General features: G+C 66.2%; 20 protein-coding genes. 16 read left to right on the top strand and 4 right to left on the bottom strand.

The genetic code is table 11. The features are described from left to right. The first annotated feature begins 53 nt into the window (after window positions 1-53). The 4 genes from AC4GYS_RS00575 to AC4GYS_RS00560 all read left to right on the top strand — a co-directional run bounded on the left by AC4GYS_RS00575 (window position 54) and on the right by AC4GYS_RS00560 (window position 5,337). Window positions 54-1,292 carry a hypothetical protein gene (locus AC4GYS_RS00575; RefSeq protein ID WP_491107176.1) on the top strand — a complete coding sequence of 413 codons (1,239 nt, stop codon included), beginning with the start codon at window positions 54-56 and terminating at the stop codon, window positions 1,290-1,292. Beyond that, entirely contained in the window at window positions 1,289-2,452 is a 1,164-nt protein-coding gene (locus AC4GYS_RS00570) for a deoxyguanosinetriphosphate triphosphohydrolase (protein WP_491107175.1), read from the top strand. Before AC4GYS_RS00575 ends, AC4GYS_RS00570 begins: the two co-directional genes overlap by 4 nt. Before the next feature lie 99 nt (window positions 2,453-2,551). Further along, the gene (locus tag AC4GYS_RS00565; protein ID WP_491107174.1) at window positions 2,552-4,657 is read left to right on the top strand and encodes a putative bifunctional diguanylate cyclase/phosphodiesterase; all 2,106 of its coding nucleotides are present in this window, start codon (window positions 2,552-2,554) and stop codon (window positions 4,655-4,657) included. A gap of 38 nt (window positions 4,658-4,695) precedes the next feature. Continuing rightward, entirely contained in the window at window positions 4,696-5,337 is a 642-nt protein-coding gene (locus AC4GYS_RS00560; protein ID WP_491107173.1) for an NAD-dependent epimerase/dehydratase family protein, read from the top strand. Here the strand turns inward: AC4GYS_RS00560 and AC4GYS_RS00555 are convergent. Further along, window positions 5,334-5,603, bottom strand: a complete 270-nt coding sequence (locus AC4GYS_RS00555) for a PilZ domain-containing protein (protein WP_491107172.1) — start codon at window positions 5,601-5,603, stop codon at window positions 5,334-5,336. The two genes, AC4GYS_RS00560 and AC4GYS_RS00555, sit on opposite strands and share 4 nt — an antisense overlap. A 161-nt stretch (window positions 5,604-5,764) precedes the next feature. Between AC4GYS_RS00555 and argS the strand changes: the two genes are divergently transcribed. The 9 genes from argS to tatC are packed head-to-tail and all read left to right on the top strand — an operon-like array spanning window position 5,765 to window position 12,731. Then, on the top strand, window positions 5,765-7,498 hold the full coding sequence (gene argS / locus AC4GYS_RS00550) for an arginine--tRNA ligase (RefSeq protein ID WP_491107171.1): 1,734 nt from the start codon (window positions 5,765-5,767) through the stop codon (window positions 7,496-7,498). Window positions 7,499-7,500: 2 nt separating this feature from the next. Further along, the gene (locus AC4GYS_RS00545) at window positions 7,501-8,190 is read left to right on the top strand and encodes a hypothetical protein (RefSeq protein ID WP_491107170.1); all 690 of its coding nucleotides are present in this window, start codon (window positions 7,501-7,503) and stop codon (window positions 8,188-8,190) included. Continuing rightward, window positions 8,190-8,864, top strand: a complete 675-nt coding sequence (locus AC4GYS_RS00540; RefSeq protein ID WP_491107169.1) for an SPOR domain-containing protein — start codon at window positions 8,190-8,192, stop codon at window positions 8,862-8,864. The genes AC4GYS_RS00545 and AC4GYS_RS00540 overlap by 1 nt, the downstream gene beginning before the upstream one ends. Beyond that, window positions 8,864-9,874 (top strand): beta-N-acetylhexosaminidase, encoded by a 1,011-nt coding sequence (nagZ, locus tag AC4GYS_RS00535; protein WP_491107168.1) that lies wholly within the window; start codon window positions 8,864-8,866, stop codon window positions 9,872-9,874. The genes AC4GYS_RS00540 and nagZ overlap by 1 nt, the downstream gene beginning before the upstream one ends. 27 nt (window positions 9,875-9,901) lie before the next feature. Then, window positions 9,902-10,648 (top strand): segregation and condensation protein A, encoded by a 747-nt coding sequence (locus AC4GYS_RS00530; protein WP_491107167.1) that lies wholly within the window; start codon window positions 9,902-9,904, stop codon window positions 10,646-10,648. Further along, window positions 10,645-11,214 (top strand): SMC-Scp complex subunit ScpB, encoded by a 570-nt coding sequence (gene scpB / locus AC4GYS_RS00525; RefSeq protein WP_491107166.1) that lies wholly within the window; start codon window positions 10,645-10,647, stop codon window positions 11,212-11,214. Before AC4GYS_RS00530 ends, scpB begins: the two co-directional genes overlap by 4 nt. Window positions 11,215-11,244: 30 nt before the next feature. After that, a complete protein-coding gene (locus AC4GYS_RS00520; protein WP_491109330.1) occupies window positions 11,245-11,517 on the top strand; it encodes a twin-arginine translocase TatA/TatE family subunit in 273 nt (90 codons plus the stop codon). A gap of 15 nt (window positions 11,518-11,532) precedes the next feature. Then, window positions 11,533-11,892, top strand: a complete 360-nt coding sequence (gene tatB, locus AC4GYS_RS00515) for a Sec-independent protein translocase protein TatB (RefSeq protein WP_491107165.1) — start codon at window positions 11,533-11,535, stop codon at window positions 11,890-11,892. Then, window positions 11,889-12,731, top strand: coding sequence for a twin-arginine translocase subunit TatC (tatC, locus tag AC4GYS_RS00510; protein ID WP_491107164.1), 843 nt, complete (start codon window positions 11,889-11,891; stop codon window positions 12,729-12,731). The genes tatB and tatC overlap by 4 nt, the downstream gene beginning before the upstream one ends. Window positions 12,732-12,838: 107 nt before the next feature. Here the strand turns inward: tatC and AC4GYS_RS00505 are convergent, their stop codons facing one another. Both AC4GYS_RS00505 and AC4GYS_RS00500 read right to left on the bottom strand, forming a co-directional pair. Next, complete coding sequence (locus AC4GYS_RS00505; protein ID WP_491107163.1) at window positions 12,839-14,383, bottom strand: sensor histidine kinase; 1,545 nt, start codon at window positions 14,381-14,383, stop codon at window positions 12,839-12,841. A 22-nt stretch (window positions 14,384-14,405) separates the two neighbouring features. Then, window positions 14,406-14,618 carry a NepR family anti-sigma factor gene (locus tag AC4GYS_RS00500; RefSeq protein WP_491107162.1) on the bottom strand — a complete coding sequence of 71 codons (213 nt, stop codon included), beginning with the start codon at window positions 14,616-14,618 and terminating at the stop codon, window positions 14,406-14,408. A 279-nt stretch (window positions 14,619-14,897) separates the two neighbouring features. Between AC4GYS_RS00500 and AC4GYS_RS00495 the strand changes: the two genes are divergently transcribed. The 3 genes from AC4GYS_RS00495 (at window position 14,898) to AC4GYS_RS00485 (ending at window position 16,652) form a co-directional block, all read left to right on the top strand. Beyond that, a complete protein-coding gene (locus tag AC4GYS_RS00495) occupies window positions 14,898-15,707 on the top strand; it encodes a response regulator (RefSeq protein ID WP_491107161.1) in 810 nt (269 codons plus the stop codon). A gap of 78 nt (window positions 15,708-15,785) precedes the next feature. Continuing rightward, window positions 15,786-15,926, top strand: a complete 141-nt coding sequence (locus AC4GYS_RS00490) for a hypothetical protein (RefSeq protein ID WP_491107160.1) — start codon at window positions 15,786-15,788, stop codon at window positions 15,924-15,926. A 33-nt stretch (window positions 15,927-15,959) separates the two neighbouring features. After that, entirely contained in the window at window positions 15,960-16,652 is a 693-nt protein-coding gene (locus tag AC4GYS_RS00485) for a sigma-70 family RNA polymerase sigma factor (RefSeq protein WP_491109329.1), read from the top strand. Between the two features lie 106 nt (window positions 16,653-16,758). Here the strand turns inward: AC4GYS_RS00485 and AC4GYS_RS00480 are convergent, their stop codons facing one another. Further along, window positions 16,759-16,884, bottom strand: a complete 126-nt coding sequence (locus AC4GYS_RS00480; protein WP_491107159.1) for a hypothetical protein — start codon at window positions 16,882-16,884, stop codon at window positions 16,759-16,761. Between the last annotated feature and the right edge of the window lie 97 nt (window positions 16,885-16,981).

The raw sequence follows: 16,981 nt of genomic DNA, 5'->3' as shown, positions 1-16,981 counted from the left end.
AAGCCGACGACCGGAAAGCTTGTGGCAAGCTAGGGAGAGGCATGGGGTTGGGGATGTCCACGACATTGCGCGTGATAGGTTTGGCTGTGCTTGGCGTCGGGCTGTCGAGCCCGTCGGCGGCACAATATATCGGCGGTGGCGCACCGCCCCCACCGGTCGCGCCTGTCGCCGGTTACGCGGAAAGCCCGAGCGCGGCTCTTGCGCGCCATGTCCGCACTCTGGCCGGCAGTCCCCGCAACTATGACGCGCTGATCGGTGCGGGAAAGGCGGCGCTGGCGACCGGCGATCCGGAGGCCGCCATCGGCTTTTACGGGCGGGCGGAAGAGGTCAATCCGCGCAGTTGGGTGCCCAAGATCGGCCAGGGCGCGGCACTGGTTCAGATCATGGATCCGGGGGCGGCTCTTGCCGCGTTTGAACAGGCGCAGCGGCTTGGCGCCAGCCAGTCCGCCGTCGCGCTCGAACGGGGCCTTGCCTTCGACCTGCTCGGCGACCAGTTGAAAGCGCAGAACGATTATCGGGTGGCGCTGTCCGGCGCCGATCCGAACGAAGCCCGCCGGCGTTTAGCGCTCAGCCTGGCCGTCAGTAACAAGCGGGCGGAGGCGCTGAGCACTCTCGATCCACTGCTTGTCCGCCGCGATCCGGGAGCGATCCGGGCCCGTGCCTTCGTGCTGGCCTGCACGGGTGATGCCGCGGGCGCCCGAAGCGCGGTCAACGCGGCTCTGCCGGGCATGGCGGGGACGATGGAACCCTTCCTGCGTCGGCTCGCAACGCTGCGACCAGCGGAAAAGATCGCCGCCGTGCATCTGGGCGTGATGCCCGGCAACGGAGCGCCGTCGCCCGCCTACCAGGTCGCTGACAGCGCCCCGCAGGGCAATCGGCTGGGCGAGATCGAGCAGTTGCTGCGCGCTCCGCCGCCGGCCCCTGCGCCGATGGCCTCCAGACCCGTCGCCCAAGCGCCGGCGCCCGTCCGGGTAGCCATGGCTTCGCCCGTAACGCGTCCGCCAACCGTCGCCGGACCAGCGCCGAAGCGGCTCTGGCTGCAGCTGGCCACCGGCAACGCTGCGACATTGCCCGCGCAATATCGCCGCCTGTCATCGAAGGAGGCGTCGCTGTTCGAAGGGATCAGCGGCTATGTCGTGGAGGAGCCCGGCAAGGCCAGGCTGGTGATTGGTCCGTTCAAGAGCAAGAGCGACGCCGACATGTTCGCCGAAGACCTGGCGAGCGTGAACATCGATGCCTTCGCCTGGACGAGCCAGCCGGGACAACAAGTCCGGAAACTCGGCACGCAATGACGCTTGGCCCGGCGCTGGCCGCCCATCCAGCGCGGTCGCGCGGGCGCCTTTACCCTGAGCCGGATTCGGGTCCGCGCGGCCCCCGCGACGCCTTCCAGCGCGATCGCGACCGGATCGTTCATTCCGTCTCTTTTCGCCGACTGCGGCACAAGACGCAGGTGTTCGTGGCGCCGGATGGTGATCATTACCGGGTGCGACTGACGCACTCGATCGAAGTCGCCCAGATCGGCCGTACGGTCGCGCGCGTGCTCGGCCTCAATGAGGATCTCACCGAGGCCCTGTGCCTGGCGCATGATCTTGGCCATCCCCCGTTCGGCCATGCGGGCGAAGACGCGCTGAACGACGCACTGGCGGCGCATGGCGGATTCGACCACAACGGTCACACGTTGCGGCTGGTGACCAAGCTGGAAGCGCCTTACCCCGATTTCGATGGTCTCAACCTGTCCTGGGAGACGCTTGAGGGCCTGGCCAAGCATAACGGGCCGGTCGCCAACGCGCCGTGGGCGCTTGCCGAGGCCGACGCGCAGTTCGGGTTCGAACTCGGCAGCTGGCCCAGCCTGGAAGCGCAGGTCGCGGCGCTGGCCGACGACATCGCCTACGACAACCACGACATCGACGACGGGCTTCGCGCCGGCATCCTGTCGCTGGATGCCCTGTTGGAACTGCCGCTGGTCGCCCGTCATTGGGACGCGATCGGCAGGCGGCATCCCGACCTCGTGCTGGACCGCAAGCTGAAGGCGCTGGTCCGCGACAAGATCGGCACCATGGTCGGCGACCTGATTGCCGAAACCCGGCGGAGAGTGGTGGAGAGCGGGGTCAAGACCCTCGAGGACGTCCGCGCCGCCGGGCGCCCGCTGGTCGGCTTTTCCCCCGAGCTCGCCGCCGAAGAGCGGGACCTCAAGCGTTTCCTGTACACGCAGCTCTACAATGCCACGCCCCTCCAGCCCGTCCGGCTGGAAGCGCAACGGATCGTCGGCAATCTCGCCAAGGCCTATCTGGCCGAGCCACGGCTGCTGCCCGATGCCTGGTGCCTGGACCCGTCCGATCCGACTGCGCGGGCCCACTCGGTCGCCGACTATCTGGCCGGCATGACCGACCCGTTCGCGATCAAGCGCCACGAACAGCTGATCGGCCCGGTTCATCTGCCGGACCGCTTCTAAGGCGATACCGCACCACTTCGGTGGTAATTCAACGATTCGATAACTTCCTGCCGGGTACGGTGGTCGGTGGTGGGTCGTCTTCCCGCCGGGGAGTGATTCATGCCGTTATCCGCCGCCAGCGTCCTTGCCGATCAGGCATCGTCGGACGGGCAGCTGTCCGCCAAGGCGGCGGCCCTGATCGATTCGGTTACCAACGACGCCTTTGTCTGCGCCGATATCGGCAATCGCATCATCCACTGGAATCGCGCGGCGGAGCTCATGTTCGGGTGGAGCCGGGCGGAAGCGCTCGGCCGACCGCTTACCATCATCATGCCGGAACGAATGCACGGCCCGCATACCGCCGGCATGGCCCGCGTGGCCGGTGGCGGAGAATCCAAGCTGGCCGGGCAAACGGTGGAGGTTCCGGCTGTCCATCGCGACGGGCGTGAGTTTCCGATCGAGCTTTCGCTCGCGATGTGGACCGATCCCGCCACCGGCAAGCCCGGCGGCTTCGCTTCCGTCATTCGTGATGTGACGGCTCGTCACGAGCTCCGGCAGGAGAAGGAGCGCACCCAGGCCCTGCTCGATACGGTTCTGGAGCATTTGCCGGCCATGCTGTTCGTCAAGGACGCAGACACGCGCCGCTATCTGCTGCTCAACAAGCAGGGTGAGGAATCGATCGGCCTCGAACGGGCGCAGGTCATCGGCCGCACGGATGCCGAGCTGTTCCCGGACGTGGGGCCGTCATACATGGCGCGCGACGACGAAATGCTGCGCAGCGGCAGCAGCACGATCTTCGAAAGCCAGTTCCGGCGCGACGATGACGAGGTGCGGGTGCTGTGTACTCGGCGCTTGAGCGTGGAGGCCGCGGACGGGCAGCGCTTGATCATCGGGATCTCGGAAGATGTGACGGATCGCCGCAGCGCGGAAGCACGGATCCAGTATCTCGCCGAGCACGACGATCTGACCGCCTTGGCGAACCGGGCGACCTTCAGCCGGAGCCTGCGAGACCTTTGTGCCGACGGCCGGCTTGGCGCTTTGCTGTGCATCGATCTCGACCGGTTCAAGGCGGTGAACGATCTTTACGGGCATGCGATCGGCGACGGGCTGCTCGTGCAAGTGGCGGAGCGGGTTCGCCTTACGCTCGATGGCCGCGGCGTAGCGGCGCGGCTCGGCGGCGACGAGTTCGCCATCCTGCTCCCCGATGCGACGGCGAACGAGGCTGCGACCGTTGCCAAGCAGCTGATCGCGGCAATCGATTCGCCCTTCGCTGTCGAAGACCGCGTTGCCCATGTCGGCCTCAGCGTTGGCATCGCAATGCACCCCGATGACGGGGAGGACGCCATCGAATTGATGCGCAATGCCGATCTGGCGCTGTATCGGGCGAAGGAGCGGGGACGGCGGTCGTCCTGCTTCTTCGATGCCGAGATGGACCGGCTTGCGCGCGAACGGCGGGAGCTGGAGAACGACCTCCGCCACGGCTTGTCGCGCGGCGAAATCCTGCTCCACTACCAGCCGCTTGCGTCACTCGACGATGGCCGCATCTTCGGGTTCGAGGCCCTGGCCCGCTGGCATCATCCGGTGAGGGGCGAGCTTTCGCCGGAGCTATTTATTCCGATCGCCGAAGAGGGCGGCCTGATCGTCGAGCTTGGCCAGTATGTCCTGGACCTGGCCCTGTCCGAGGCCGCCCGCTGGGCCCCGCCGCTCAAGATCGCGGTGAACCTGTCGCCGATGCAGTTCCTGCAGGGCGATTTCGCGGCCGACGTGGAGCAGGCGCTGGCCCGTTGGGGCGTTGCGCCGGAACGGCTGGAGCTGGAGATCACCGAAGGCGTGCTGATCCGCGACGCGGACGCCGCGCTGCAGATGCTGCGGCGGCTGAAAGCGCTCGGCATCGGCATCGCCATGGACGATTTCGGCACCGGCTATTCATCGCTCAGCTATTTCAGGATGTTCCCCTTCGACAAGGTCAAGATCGATCGTAGCTTCGTGCGCGACATGGGCTCGAACCAGCAGGCCATGGCGGTCGTGCACGCGGTGATCGGGCTCGCTCGCGGGCTTGGAATGCCGGTGGTCGCGGAAGGGGTCGAGACGGCCGAGCAGTTGAAGCAATTGGCGGACGAAGGCTGCACCCAGGTGCAGGGCTTCCTGATCGGCTCACCCGACCGGATCGAACAGTTCGAGGCGATCGTCGGGCGGGACGGCCAACGGGCGTCCGCCGCCGCCTGAAGCGTAGCTTTGCGCCGCAGAAGTTGTACGCTTTCCCAATGACGCTGCGCATCGCCGCCATCGGCGCGACCGGCCTGATCGGCCGGAACCTGTGGCCGTTGCTGGAGAAGCGGCATGACCTTCTCGTTCTTGGCCGCAACCCAAGCGGCGCGCGGCACGAGCGGCTCGGACCGGGCGACGCGTGGCCGGACCTGCTGGCAGGCGCGCAGCTTGATGTCGCCGTGTCCACGCTTGGGACCACCCGAAAGAAGGCCGGAAGCTGGGACCGGTTCGCGGCGGTCGATTGCGATACCGTGCTCGCCTTCGCGCGGGCGGCACGAGACGCGGGAGCGCGCCAGTTCATTACGGTCTCGTCCGTTGGCGCCAACCCGCTATCGGGCAACCGCTATCTCCGCCTGAAGGGCGAGGTGGAAGAGGCCTTGGCCGCGATCGGCTTCGACCGGCTGGACATCGCCCGTCCCGGCCTTTTGCTCGGCGACCGGCCCGGCGACAGCCGCAGGCTGGAGCGCCTCGGCATAATTGTTAGCCCAATCGTCAATCCGCTGCTTCGCGGGAAGCTGGAGCGCTACCAGGGCATCGACGCAGCACTGGTCGCTCGGGCGCTGGCGAGCCCCGTTGGCCGAGCGGAGCCCGGGCGCTTCGTCCATACCAATCGGGAGTTGAAGCTGCTGGTTGCCTAGATCGTTGCGCGGGGCGGGCACAGAAATACGCCGCCGGCCTGTCGCCCGGCGACCCAGCGGATCTGCGCGGCGAGCGGCTCGTCCTTTCCAAATTTGATTCGGACGTGCTCCCCGACCTCGAAGGTTTCCGCGGTTTCGATCCGGAACCCCTCGGCCGACAGGTCGACCAAAGTCACCGGCAATTGATTCCCGCTGGCATCCAGCAGGACCGCAGCCTTGCCGATCGCGGTACGCACCGCCCGTCGCTGGCCCGAGCCATCGTTCATGTCCGTTGCTCCCTGCAACTCGTCTAGACCGACGCGACGCGAACACAACGTAGGCTAACGACGGTATCATAGCGGACGCAGGGCGCCATAGGTCGTGACGACCGGTCGAGCCTGCGCTACGAGGCGGCAAACCCATTCGTTTCCAGCAAAGTCGAGATCCCTTGAGCCTGTACGCCCGCTTTTCCGATCAGCTTCATCAAGTGCTGGACCGCCTGACGGACGACGGCGCACTCCCCTCCGGCCTCCCGCGCAAGGCGGTGGCGGTCGAGCCTCCGCGCGATCCCGCGCATGGGGATCTGGCGACCAACGCCGCCATGGTTCTGGCCAAGGGCGCCGGGACCAATCCGCGCGCACTGGCGGCCGCGCTCGAACCCCGGCTGGCGCAATTGCCGGGCGTCACGGCGGTCGAGGTGGCGGGGCCTGGCTTCATCAATCTTCGCCTGGCCCCGGACGTCTGGCGGGACGAACTGCGCGCAATCGTGACCGAAGGCGACCGCTACGGCCGCCGCGACATTGGCGGCGGGGAGCGGGTCAACGTCGAATATGTCTCCGCCAATCCCACCGGCCCCATGCACATGGGGCATTGCCGTGGCGCCGTGGTGGGCGACGCGCTCGCCTCCGTGCTCGAAGCGGCGGGGTTCACGGTCACGCGCGAATATTACGTCAATGACGCGGGCAGTCAGGTCGACACGCTCGCCCGCTCCGCCCACCTGCGTTACCGCGAGGCGCTCGGGCAGGAGATCGGCGAGATCCCGGAAGGCCTGTATCCCGGGGATTACCTGAAGCCGGTCGGCGCGCTGCTCGCCGCCGAATTCAGCGATCGGTACGTGATCGCTCCGGAGGCCGACTGGCTGCCGGTGTTCAAGCAGCGGACGGTGGCCGCGATGCTGGACCTGATCCGCCACGATCTGGGCCTGCTCGGCATCCATCACGACAAGTTCAGTTCGGAAGCGGAGCTTCAGGCTTCCGGCGCACCGGAGCGGGCAATGGAAGCGCTCCGGGCCAAGGGGCTGGTCTACCAGGGCGAACTGGAGCGGCCCAAGAGCCTGTCCGAGCATGACGAGTGGGAACCGGTCGAACTGACCCTGTTCCGCTCGACCGAGTTCGGCGACGACCAGGACCGGCCGATGAAGAAGTCGGACGGCAGCTGGACCTATTTCGGCGCGGACGCGGCCTATCACCTGCAAAAGGCAGAGAATGCCGACCATCTCGTCAACATCTGGGGTGCGGACCATGCCGGAACGGTGAAGCGCGTTCAGGCTGCGGTCCGGGCGCTGACCGACGGCAAGGTCGATCTCGACGTCAAGCTGGTCCAGATGGTCCGCCTGTTCCGCGCCGGCGAGCCGGTGAAGATGAGCAAGCGCTCCGGCTCCTTTGTCACGTTGGCCGATGTGGTGGAGGAGGTGGGCAAGGACGTCGTCCGCTTCATGATGCTGACCAAGCGCGCCGACACGCCGCTCGACTTCGATTTCGCCAAGGTGGTGGAAGCGTCGAAGGACAACCCCGTCTTCTACGTGCAATATGCCCACGCCCGAATCTCTTCGCTGGGGCGCAAGGCGGCGGAGGTCGGTATCGCGCTCGACCAGCCGGCCGACCTCGATCTGCTGGACGACGAGGAACTCGGGCTGGTCAAGCTCGCGGCGCAATATGCACGGGTGATCGAAGGCGCGGCGCTGGCGCATGAGCCGCATCGCATCGCCTTTTACCTTTACGACCTTGCCGCGGCGTTTCACGCACTGTGGAACCGGGGCAATGATGATCCATCGCGACGGTTCCTGCTGGAAGACCGGCCCGAGCTTAGCCGTTCCCGGCTTGAACTGGCGCGCGGGGTGCAGCAGGTTATCCGCTCCGGCCTCGCCTTGATGGGTGTCGAGGCGGCAGAGGAGATGCGCTGATCTTGGCCCAACCGGCCGCCTCGAATGATCGTTTGCCGTGGCTCACGGAGGTGCCGCGCACGCCCGCGCCGCCACCACCCAAGCAGCGCTGGAAGTTCCCGTGGGGCGCCGTGCTGATCGGCCTGGCCTTCGCGTTCGTGGCCGTCGCCGCTTATTACCTTGGCATCCGTAAGGCGATGGCGCCCGCCGACCCCGTGGAACAGCCGTCGATGCCGCTCGACGAACCGTACGAGGCGCCGCAGACCGATGCCGTAGTCGAACCAGACGTTCCGGCTGTGGAGCCGCTGGATCAGCCGGTCGTCACGACACCCGCTCCGGCCTCCGGTTCTGCGTCTCCGCGGCCGGTCGCAAGGCCGCGAGCGCGGACGGTTGCACCAGCCGCCGATCCCGAGGCAGCGTCGGAGAATGATGCTGCGCCAGTGGTGGTCCAACCCGTGGTCCGTGGCCGCATCATCCAGGTCGGCGCCTATCCGACACAATCCCAGGCGGAGTTTGCCTGGCAGCAGCTGGTCAAGACCTGGCCCTATCTCGCAACCAAGCCAAGGCTGATCTCACCGCTCGATGTCCGTTCGACCGACGGCAAGGCGACGAGGATGCATCGGCTGCAGCTGGCGACGGCCTCGCAGGCGCAGTCCGAGGTCATCTGTCAGCAACTCGAAAAGAAACGACAGAATTGCACGGTGGTATACTGATGGAAGCAAGAGGGGCGTCTGCTGGGGATGCCAACTTCCCGTGGCTTGAAGCGGTCGATGACGAGGACGATGCGCCGCGGCTGTCCGCCCGCAAGATGCTGGCCGTCATCGCGGTCGTGCTGCTTGCGGCCGGGCTGGTCGCCGGCACCTTGTTCTGGCTTGGCCGTCAAGGCGGCGGGGAGGGCAGTGGCCCGCCCGAACTGATCCGAGCCGAGCCCGGACCCTACAAGATCAAGCCAATCGACCCGGGCGGACTCGATGTCGCCGGCGACAGCGGCACTGCTTACGCCACCAGTGCCGGCGAGGAAACGGACGCCGAGCTCGATCTCGGTGCGGTTCCCGAGGAGCCGATCGCCCGGCCGCAGCCCGCCCCCAAGGCACCCGTTGAAAGCGCCCCGGCCGACAATCCTCCCGCCCCCGCCGAAGCACCGGCTGCACCGGCCGGTCCAGCGGGATCCAGTATTCAGCTTGGCTTCTACCCAAGCCAGGCTGCGGCCAATTCGGCGTGGGACACGCTTTCCGGACGCTTCTCGGCCGTTGCCGGCGCTGGCAAGATCGTCGTGCCCTATCAGGGCGGCTACCGCCTTCGTGCCGGCTTCGGGTCGGCGGCGGAGGCAAGTCGCGCCTGCCAGCTGCTCAAGGTCGCGGGCGAAGCCTGCTTCGTGGTGCGCTGATGCAGGCTGCGATCTACGGCCTGGCCGGGCTGACGATGACGCAGGAGGAGCGCGCTTTCTTCCTCGACTGCGATCCCGCCGGCTACATCCTCTTCCGGCGCAATTGCGAGTCGCCCGAACAGCTGCTCGCCTTGACCAGTTCCTTGCGTGACCTGCACGGGCGCGCAGACGTGCCGATCCTGATCGACCAGGAAGGCGGCCGGGTCGCTCGCATGCGGCCGCCGGTCTGGCCGCAGCTGCCCAGCGGCGAGGCGTTCGACCGCCTGTATCAGGCCGCGCCCAGCTCCGCGATCGAGGCCGCACGAATGAACGCGCGGGCCATTGCCCTGCTGCTCAAGGCGTCGGGCGTGAACGTCAATTGCCTGCCAATGCTCGATGTGCGTCAACCGGGCGCGACCGACATCGTCGGCGACCGGGCCTACGGCGGTGAGCCGATGCAGGTCGCCGCACTCGGCCGCGCCGTGCTCGACGGCATGGCCAGCGCCGGCGTCGTCGGTGTCGTCAAGCACATGCCCGGCCATGGCCGTGCCCTTGTCGACAGCCACAAGGAATTGCCGGTGGTGACCGCCTCCGACGAGGAACTGGCAATCGATCTCGAACCGTTCGAGCGTCTCGCCGCCGCCCCGATGGGCATGGTCGCGCATATCGTCTTCACCGCCTGGGATGCGGAACGGCCGTCGAGCCAGTCGCCACTCGTGATCGAGCAGATCATTCGGCAACGGATCGGCTTCGGGGGCTTCCTGATGACCGACGATATCGGCATGGAGGCGCTCCGTGGTTCCGCCGGTGAACGCTCCGCCAGCGCGATCGCTGCCGGGTGCGACGCCACGCTGCACTGTTCCGGCAAGTTCGACGAGATGATCGACGTCGCCGCGCATGTCGGTGAATTGACCCCCGACGCGGAGGCGCGGCTGGCTCGGGCCATGGCCGGCGCGCTGGTCGAGGACGAGACCGCGCCCGATCTTGCGGCGGCCACCGCCAAGCGGGACGAGCTGCTGGCGCTGGCCTAGCATGAGAACTGCGCTAATCTCCGCTCGATGACCGCCGAACTTGCCCTGCGTCGCGAGGAGGAGTTGCAGCTTTCCCTCGGCGCGTGGGAGGGTCCGCTCGACCTCTTGCTCAACCTCGCCCGCGCCCAGAAAGTCGATCTGGCGCAAATCTCGATCCTGCAGTTGGTCGAACAATATCTCGCCTACCTGAACGGCGCCAAGGCGCTCAAGCTGGAGATCGCGGCGGACTATCTCGTGATGGCCGCCTGGCTCGCCTATCTGAAGTCCTGCCTGCTGCTGCCAAAGGACCCGGAGCAGGACCCCAGCCCCGAGGAACTTGCCGCCCGCCTTCAGCTGCGGCTGCAGCGGCTCGACGCAATGCGCGACGCGGGCGCCCGGCTGATGGCGCGCGACCGGCTGGGCCGCGATGTCTTCACCCGCGCAGCCCCGGAAGGATTGCGGCTGGTTCGCAAGGCCGCGTGGCAGTCGAGCGCCTACGACCTTTACGTCGCCTACGGCGCCGTTCGGGCCCGGTCGGCACCCGTAATGCATGTGGTCGCCCAGCGCGCCGTGTGGACGCTCGAGGCCGCCATCGAGCGGGTGTCGGCACTGGTCGGAAGCCGGATCGAGTGGACTCACCTGGAGCATTTTCTGCCCGCCAGCCAGGACCCGCAGTTTCGCAAGTCTGCCCTTGCTTCCTCGTTCGCGGCCACGCTGGAACTCGCTCGCAAGGGCCGGCTGGAGTTTGCGCAGGAACGCCCCTTCGCCCCGATCATGGTCCGCGCACGGTCATGATCAACGACTTCATCCGTGCCGTCGAAGCGACCCTGTTCGCATCTGCCGAGCCACTCACTCCGCAAGAGATCATGCTGCACACGGGGGAGGGGGACGTCCCGTCTGCGCTGGCCGATTTGTCGAACATCTATGCCGGGCGCGGCATCAATCTGGTCGAACGGGGCGGGCGCTGGCATTTCCAGACCGCTGCCGATCTTGCCCACCTGCTCCGCCGCACGCGGGAAGAGCCGCGCCGCCTGTCGCGCGCCGCGACCGAAACGCTGGCGATCATCGCCTATCATGAGCCGGTCAGCCGGGCGGAGATCGAAGCCATCCGCGGTGTCCAGATCTCCAAGGGCACGCTGGACGTGCTGATGGAGGCGGGCTGGGTGCGCCCGGCCGGCCGCCGCGAAGGCCCGGGGCGCCCCCTGCTCTACGCCACCACGGCAGAGTTCCTCAGCCATTTCGGCCTCGCATCCCGGCGCGACCTTCCGGGGATCGACGATCTGAAGGCGGCGGGCCTGCTCGATCCGGTCGATCTGGCGCTAAGCCAGCTGCAACTGGAAAGCGCCGACGAAGAGGACTAGATAGCCCCTGACGTTTTCGGAGTAACAATGATGGGCGGCTTCAGCCTCTGGCATATCCTGATTTTCGCGGTGATCGTGCTGCTGCTGTTTGGCGGCAACCGCTTTTCCAACATGATGGGCGACGTCGCCAAGGGCCTGAAGAGCTTCAAGAAGGGCATGGCCGACGACGAGGACGAGGCCCAGCGCCGCCACGAGGAACAGCGCCGGCTGGGAACGCAGGATCGTCCGATCGACGTCACCCCCAACGCCCGCGCCGCCGATCCGGTCGCGCCCCCGCCGCCGTCGGACCAGCAGCCCCGCTAGCAGGGGTTTCGCGCCATGTTCGGCGTCGACAGCAGCGAGCTTTTCCTGGTCGCCGTGCTGGCGTTGATCTTCATCGGTCCCAAGGAACTGCCGACCACCATGCGGACCGTCGGCCGCTGGGTCGGCCGCGCCCGTGCCCATGCCCGCCATTTCACCGCCGGCATCGAAAACATGATGCGGGAGGCGGAACTGGAGGAAATGGAAAAGAAATGGCGCGAGGAGAACGAGCGCATCATGCGTGAGCATCCGGTGGCGCTCCCCTATCCGGGCGCGGAGCTTCCCCCGCCTCCGCCTCCGATCCCCGACGCCAACGGACGTGATGAGCCGCAGCTTCCCCTGCCGGAGCCCGATGTTCGCGACCGGCCGCTGCCGTGAAGGACATCGACGAAACCAAGGCACCGCTGCTGGAGCATCTGGTCGAGCTTCGCCGCCGACTGTTGATCAGCCTGGCCGCTTTGGTCGGCGCCTTCTTTCTTTGTCTTTACTTCGCGAAGCCGATCTTTGCCGTGCTGGTCCAGCCGCTGCTCGCCGCCGGACAGGGCCGGCTCATCTACACCGACGTGTTCGAAGCGTTTTTCACCGAGGTGAAGGTCGCGCTGTTTGCCGCTCTGATGCTCTGCTTCCCCGTCTTCGCGACCCAGGCGTGGCGCTTCGTCGCCCCCGGGCTTTATGTGAAGGAAAAGAAGGCGTTCCTGCCGTTCCTGCTGATGACCCCCTTCTTCTTCGGCGGAGGGGCGGCATTCGCCTATTTCGTCGCCATGCCCTGGGCGCTGAAATTTCTGTTGAGCTTCGAGGGCAATGTCGGCGGCGTTACGCAGGAAGCGCTGCCGGGAGTCGGCAATTACCTCAGCTTCGTGACGCGGTTTCTGTTCGGCTTCGGGGTCGCCTTCCTGACCCCAGTGCTGCTGATGCTGCTGGAGCGGGCCGGGCTGATCACGCGCGAGACACTGACCAAGCATCGTCGACATGCGATCGTGGTCTGCGCGGCGGTCTCGGCCGTGCTGACGCCGCCGGACGCCGTGTCGATGCTGCTGCTGCTGGTCCCGCTTTACCTGCTCTATGAGTTCACCATCATCGCGATCCGCCTGACGCACTGGCGGGCGTCACGGCGGGTGACGCAACCCTTGGTCGGCGATGTCGATGAGGCCCAGATACAAGTGGGCCCGGAAACGCCACCGGGGGGGGGGAGGGTTGGCGGATCCGGGCCCATGTAAGCGGATAGCGAGAGCGGGGGGGCAAAAGGTCACTATCCGAAGTGTAGAACGAGATACCCGCTCCCCGGTTCCCGCCGGTTGAATCTTTTTTTAAAACTTTTTCCGCCTCAGCGGGGCGGGAAGACCGGCAGGTCCACGCTGTAGCGACCAAGCTTGCGGTCAAGGGTCGAACGGAGCTGTTTGGCAAGGCCACCGATGATCCGCTCGAACTGCTTGCGGTCGGGCTCTTCAGCCATTTCCGGATTGAGGATGGCGCTGGAAATCTCGAACCGTGCCGAAAGATCGCTTGTCCGGCGGAGGGTCAGCTCGACCGGGTCGTCGGGACGGCTCAGCATGGCGAATTCCACCACCTCCGTCACGAGGAAGGCGACCGCCACTGCGACGTCTTGCGTCGTGTTGAGGCTTTCCAGGTCGAGATCGATGTTCAGCGAGCGGGCGCCCTCCGGTGCGCTGGCGCGAAGGGACGCAGCCAGCTCGCTGAGCAGTGGCCGCAAGGCGATGCCGCGGTTTTCCTCCAGCTCCGCATAATGATTGCGGTGCACGACGGCGAGCGCATCGACCCGGCGGCCGATCGACGAATAAGCATCGCGCGCTTCGGCAGTGCCGGCGCTGCGGCCGTGAATATTGAGCAGGCTGGCGATAACCTGAAGATTGTTCTTCACCCGGTGATGCACTTCGCGCACCAACTTGCGCTGGCCTTCCAGCGCGATCGCCATCTCCTTTTCCGATTGTTCGATCCGCTCGACCGCCCGGCCGAAGCTTTGGCCCAGCTCCCGGATTTCGACGGCCGAGCCGAGCCGGTCGGGCAAGGTCAGTTCCGCGCTGCCGGGCTGGTAGGCGGTGACCGCGCGCTGCATCCGCCGGAGCGGCTTGATCAGGAAACGGCTGACCATCAGCCAGGAAAGAAAGGCCGCCGCGATCCACATCAGCAAGGGCAGCAGGATCAGGCCGCGGTCGACCGCGGGAATGCGCTCGATCTGCACGCCGGTCCGGGCCCTCAACTGCCCGCCGGCAACGCTGCGTTCGCGCTCGATGACATCATGCTGCAGCCGGCCGGTCGACGCCGTGCCGGTCACCAGCCGCATGCTCTGCGCCCCGTCGCTGACCGATAATTGTTCGATATCGCCCTGCGCCGCTTCGGCCGCTGCGCGCAGCTGTTCGCGGGTCAGGGTGCCGGTGGCCATCCCCCCGATCACGCCGACACGATAATAAAGCAGGCTGCCGCCGGGCGAGAGCCACAGCCGCACTCCGCCGGGCGGAACCAGCAATGCGCTTCGTTGCGGCGCCATGGATCCGACCGTGCACAGGACGTTGCCGCTGGCATCCTGCAACGAAAAGTTGCGCGGTGGATCGGCGACGACCGACAGCGATCGCAAGGCGTAAGCACAAAAGTCGCGGTCCGGTTCGCGCAGCGCGGCATTGCCGGCGATGCGCAGTGCCAGCGCATTGCGGGCGATCAATCCGTCGACCGACCGCAGTGCGGACAGGCTTTCGGAGTCCGCCCGAGCGACGAGCGCGCGATTGGCCGCGTTGATACCCTGGGCCGCGACCCAGCCCAGGACGATGCCCAGCGGCAGAATGGCCGCGGACAGGATGACCAGCAATTTACCTGTAGTGGGAAGGCGCTGAAACCAACCGGACAAACGGCTCACGATGCGATCACCGCGCCACCGTTCAGCTCAGCTTGCCGAGCAAGTCCATGAAATCGTCGGGCACATCTTCGCGCAGCGTGTCGTCGTAAACGCCGCGAAGCACCCGGCTTACGTCGTCCGGCTCAGAGGCAACGCGGCGCTTGCGCGTCTTCCCGGGCTGCTTGGAAGGCGCATTCTCGTTGGACGCAGACGGTGATCCAGCCGGCTTCTGCTCGGCGGTGGTGCGAGCATTCAAGCTGTCGTCCCCCTTGTTCGGGTGCGCGGAATCACTGTCTTCACCTTCGGATGACACCATTGTCAGTTAGACCCAGCCCCTTTGAAGTCGGATAGTCGACACGTCAACTGCTACGACTTCTTCGCGCTTGGAAACCAAGTGCTCAATGCTTTGTTCCGCTCGCTGAAAAACAAGTTCCGCCTGTGGCCTTGCCTCTCGTGCAGGGCGGGCGCGAGGCTTGCACAATCCGATTGTCGCTCCCAATAGGGGCCGCAAAACACGCTAGGAGCACTGCAAAACATGTCGCTTGGCCAGGAACTCGCGCCGCACCTGCCTTTCTTGCGCCGCTATGCGCGCGCGCTCACCGGCAGCCAGACCCACGGCGACGCTTTCGTCCGGGCCGCGCTGGAAGCGATCGTCGCTTCGCCGGAAGATTTTCCCCGGGACGTCGAGCCTCGCCTTGGGCTCTACAAGACGTTCCATGCGATCTGGTCGACTGCCAATATCGAGGAAGGGGACGAGCCGCAGGGCACCGTGGGCGGTTTCGCCGGCCCGGAAGGGATCGCGCAGGCGCGCCTGTCACGTATCACTCCGCTGTCGCGCCAGGCGTTGCTCCTAACCGCACTCGAGGGGTTTTCGGCCAACGACACCGGCTATTTGATCGGCGCGTCTCCACAGGACGTCGACAGCCTGGTGTCCGAAGCACTCGAAGAGATCGAGCGCCAGACGCTCGCCGACGTGCTCATCATCGAGGACGAGCCGATCATCGCGATGGATATCGAGACTATCGTCCGCGACCTCGGCCATAATGTGACGGGCGTCGCGGTCACACGCGACGAAGCGGTCGCCCAGGCGCGGGCCCACCCGCCGGGCCTCGTACTGGCAGACATCCAGCTGGCGGACGATTCCAGCGGAATCGACGCGGTCCGTGACATTCTGGCGGAATTCGCGGTGCCGGTGATCTTCATCACCGCCTTCCCCGAACGCCTGCTGACCGGCACCCGGCCCGAACCGACCTTCCTGATCACCAAGCCGTTCCAGCGGGCGACGGTGAAGGCCGCGATCGCGCAGGCGCTGTTCTTCGATGCGGCGACGGTTCCCGCCAGTTAAACTGTGTCAGCTTTGGGAACTGGAGTTCCCATCGTTGCGTTCCTGCACCAAATCGACATTCCTGGGAATCGACGCAGCATGAATAATGACCAGCCGGAACATCTCACCGGAACGGAAGCGCGTGCCGGAACAACGCCCGGGGTGGCGCGGGTGGCGCTGTTTGGCGGATTGGGCCTCGTAATCCTGATCTTCGCCATCATCGTTCTGGTCGCCGGTTAACCGCCGCATTTCGGAACGAGGCTCATGAATGCTATGACCGAAAACGCGGCTGCGATGCAGGCTGCTGAGGGTGGGGATCGGGTGAGCGACAACGTCGACGAAGAAGAGGTGCAGGAAGCGCCGCGGATCGACTGGGTTCCCCTGTCCGATCCGGATTTCAAGGATCAACTGGCACAGGTCATCCCGCACCTTCGTGCGTTCGGACGGTCCTTGTCCGGCAGCCGCGACCTGGCCGACGATCTGGTTCAGGAAACGCTGCTGAAGGCTTGGGCGGCGCGCAAGCGCTTCCAGGCGGGGACCAACATGCGGGCGTGGACCTTCATCATCCTGCGCAACCTGTTCCTCAGCCAGATGCGCCGTGCCCGTTTCAAGGGCGAGTGGGACGAACTGACCGCCTCGAAACTTCTCGCTGCGCCGGCCAGCCAGGATCGCCATGTCGAACTGGGTGATATGCAGCGGGCGCTGATGCACTTGCCCCAGCCGCAGCGTGAAGCCCTGATCCTCGTCGGGGCGGGCGGCTTTGCCTATGAGGAAGCAGCGGAAATCTGCGGTTGCGCGGTCGGGACGATCAAGAGCCGCGTCGCCCGTGGCCGAGTCGCGCTCGAGCAGCTTCTATCTGGCGGCAAGCTGCCTTCGCGGCGGCAGCACAAAACCGATCCCAACACCTCCGCCCTGGCCCAGATCATGGGCGAGGTCGATGATCTGTCAGGCGGACGCGACCACTAGCCGTCGTCTCCGCCCAGGCGCCAATCTGCCCGGCAGCCGCAAGGTTGCCGGGTTTTTTGTGTACTCGCCGGTCTTGCCGAAACGTTAGGGGGAAGAAGGGCCGAGATCAGCCCAGACGCGAGAGGAGGTCGTCGAACTCCTGATCGGTGCTCGCGACGGGAACCGCCGCAAACGCCTTGCGCAGCGCAGCGGTGACTCCGGCATGTGCGGGCGGAAGTTCGACTCTGATCACGCGTCGATCCATTCGGTCTCTATCCGCCGCCGCCTTCTCTGAAGGGTCGGAAAACATCAGCCTAACAACGTCCCTGACGGCAACAGGTTTCGTGTCG

It is taken from the genome of Sphingomonas sp. SP1, from assembly GCF_058313395.1.
The sequence above is the reverse complement of the archived record's forward strand: the minus strand, read 5'-3'. Positions and strand labels throughout refer to the sequence as shown.

Excerpts from the sequence above, each read along its gene's own strand:
- AC4GYS_RS00565 (WP_491107174.1), top strand. The coding sequence starts at position 2,552 with ATGCCGTTATCCGCCGCCAGCGTCCTTGCCGATCAGGCATCGTCGGAC.
- AC4GYS_RS00540 (WP_491107169.1), top strand. The coding sequence starts at position 8,190 with ATGGAAGCAAGAGGGGCGTCTGCTGGGGATGCCAACTTCCCGTGGCTT.
- AC4GYS_RS00575 (WP_491107176.1), top strand. The coding sequence starts at position 54 with ATGTCCACGACATTGCGCGTGATAGGTTTGGCTGTGCTTGGCGTCGGG.
- AC4GYS_RS00495 (WP_491107161.1), top strand. The coding sequence starts at position 14,898 with ATGTCGCTTGGCCAGGAACTCGCGCCGCACCTGCCTTTCTTGCGCCGC.
- scpB (WP_491107166.1), top strand. The coding sequence starts at position 10,645 with ATGATCAACGACTTCATCCGTGCCGTCGAAGCGACCCTGTTCGCATCT.
- AC4GYS_RS00570 (WP_491107175.1), top strand. The coding sequence starts at position 1,289 with ATGACGCTTGGCCCGGCGCTGGCCGCCCATCCAGCGCGGTCGCGCGGG.
- AC4GYS_RS00485 (WP_491109329.1), top strand. The coding sequence starts at position 15,960 with ATGACCGAAAACGCGGCTGCGATGCAGGCTGCTGAGGGTGGGGATCGG.
- nagZ (WP_491107168.1), top strand. The coding sequence starts at position 8,864 with ATGCAGGCTGCGATCTACGGCCTGGCCGGGCTGACGATGACGCAGGAG.
- AC4GYS_RS00490 (WP_491107160.1), top strand. The coding sequence starts at position 15,786 with ATGAATAATGACCAGCCGGAACATCTCACCGGAACGGAAGCGCGTGCC.
- tatB (WP_491107165.1), top strand. The coding sequence starts at position 11,533 with ATGTTCGGCGTCGACAGCAGCGAGCTTTTCCTGGTCGCCGTGCTGGCG.
- AC4GYS_RS00530 (WP_491107167.1), top strand. The coding sequence starts at position 9,902 with ATGACCGCCGAACTTGCCCTGCGTCGCGAGGAGGAGTTGCAGCTTTCC.
- AC4GYS_RS00555 (WP_491107172.1), bottom strand. The coding sequence starts at position 5,603 with ATGAACGATGGCTCGGGCCAGCGACGGGCGGTGCGTACCGCGATCGGC.
- AC4GYS_RS00520 (WP_491109330.1), top strand. The coding sequence starts at position 11,245 with ATGGGCGGCTTCAGCCTCTGGCATATCCTGATTTTCGCGGTGATCGTG.
- AC4GYS_RS00560 (WP_491107173.1), top strand. The coding sequence starts at position 4,696 with ATGACGCTGCGCATCGCCGCCATCGGCGCGACCGGCCTGATCGGCCGG.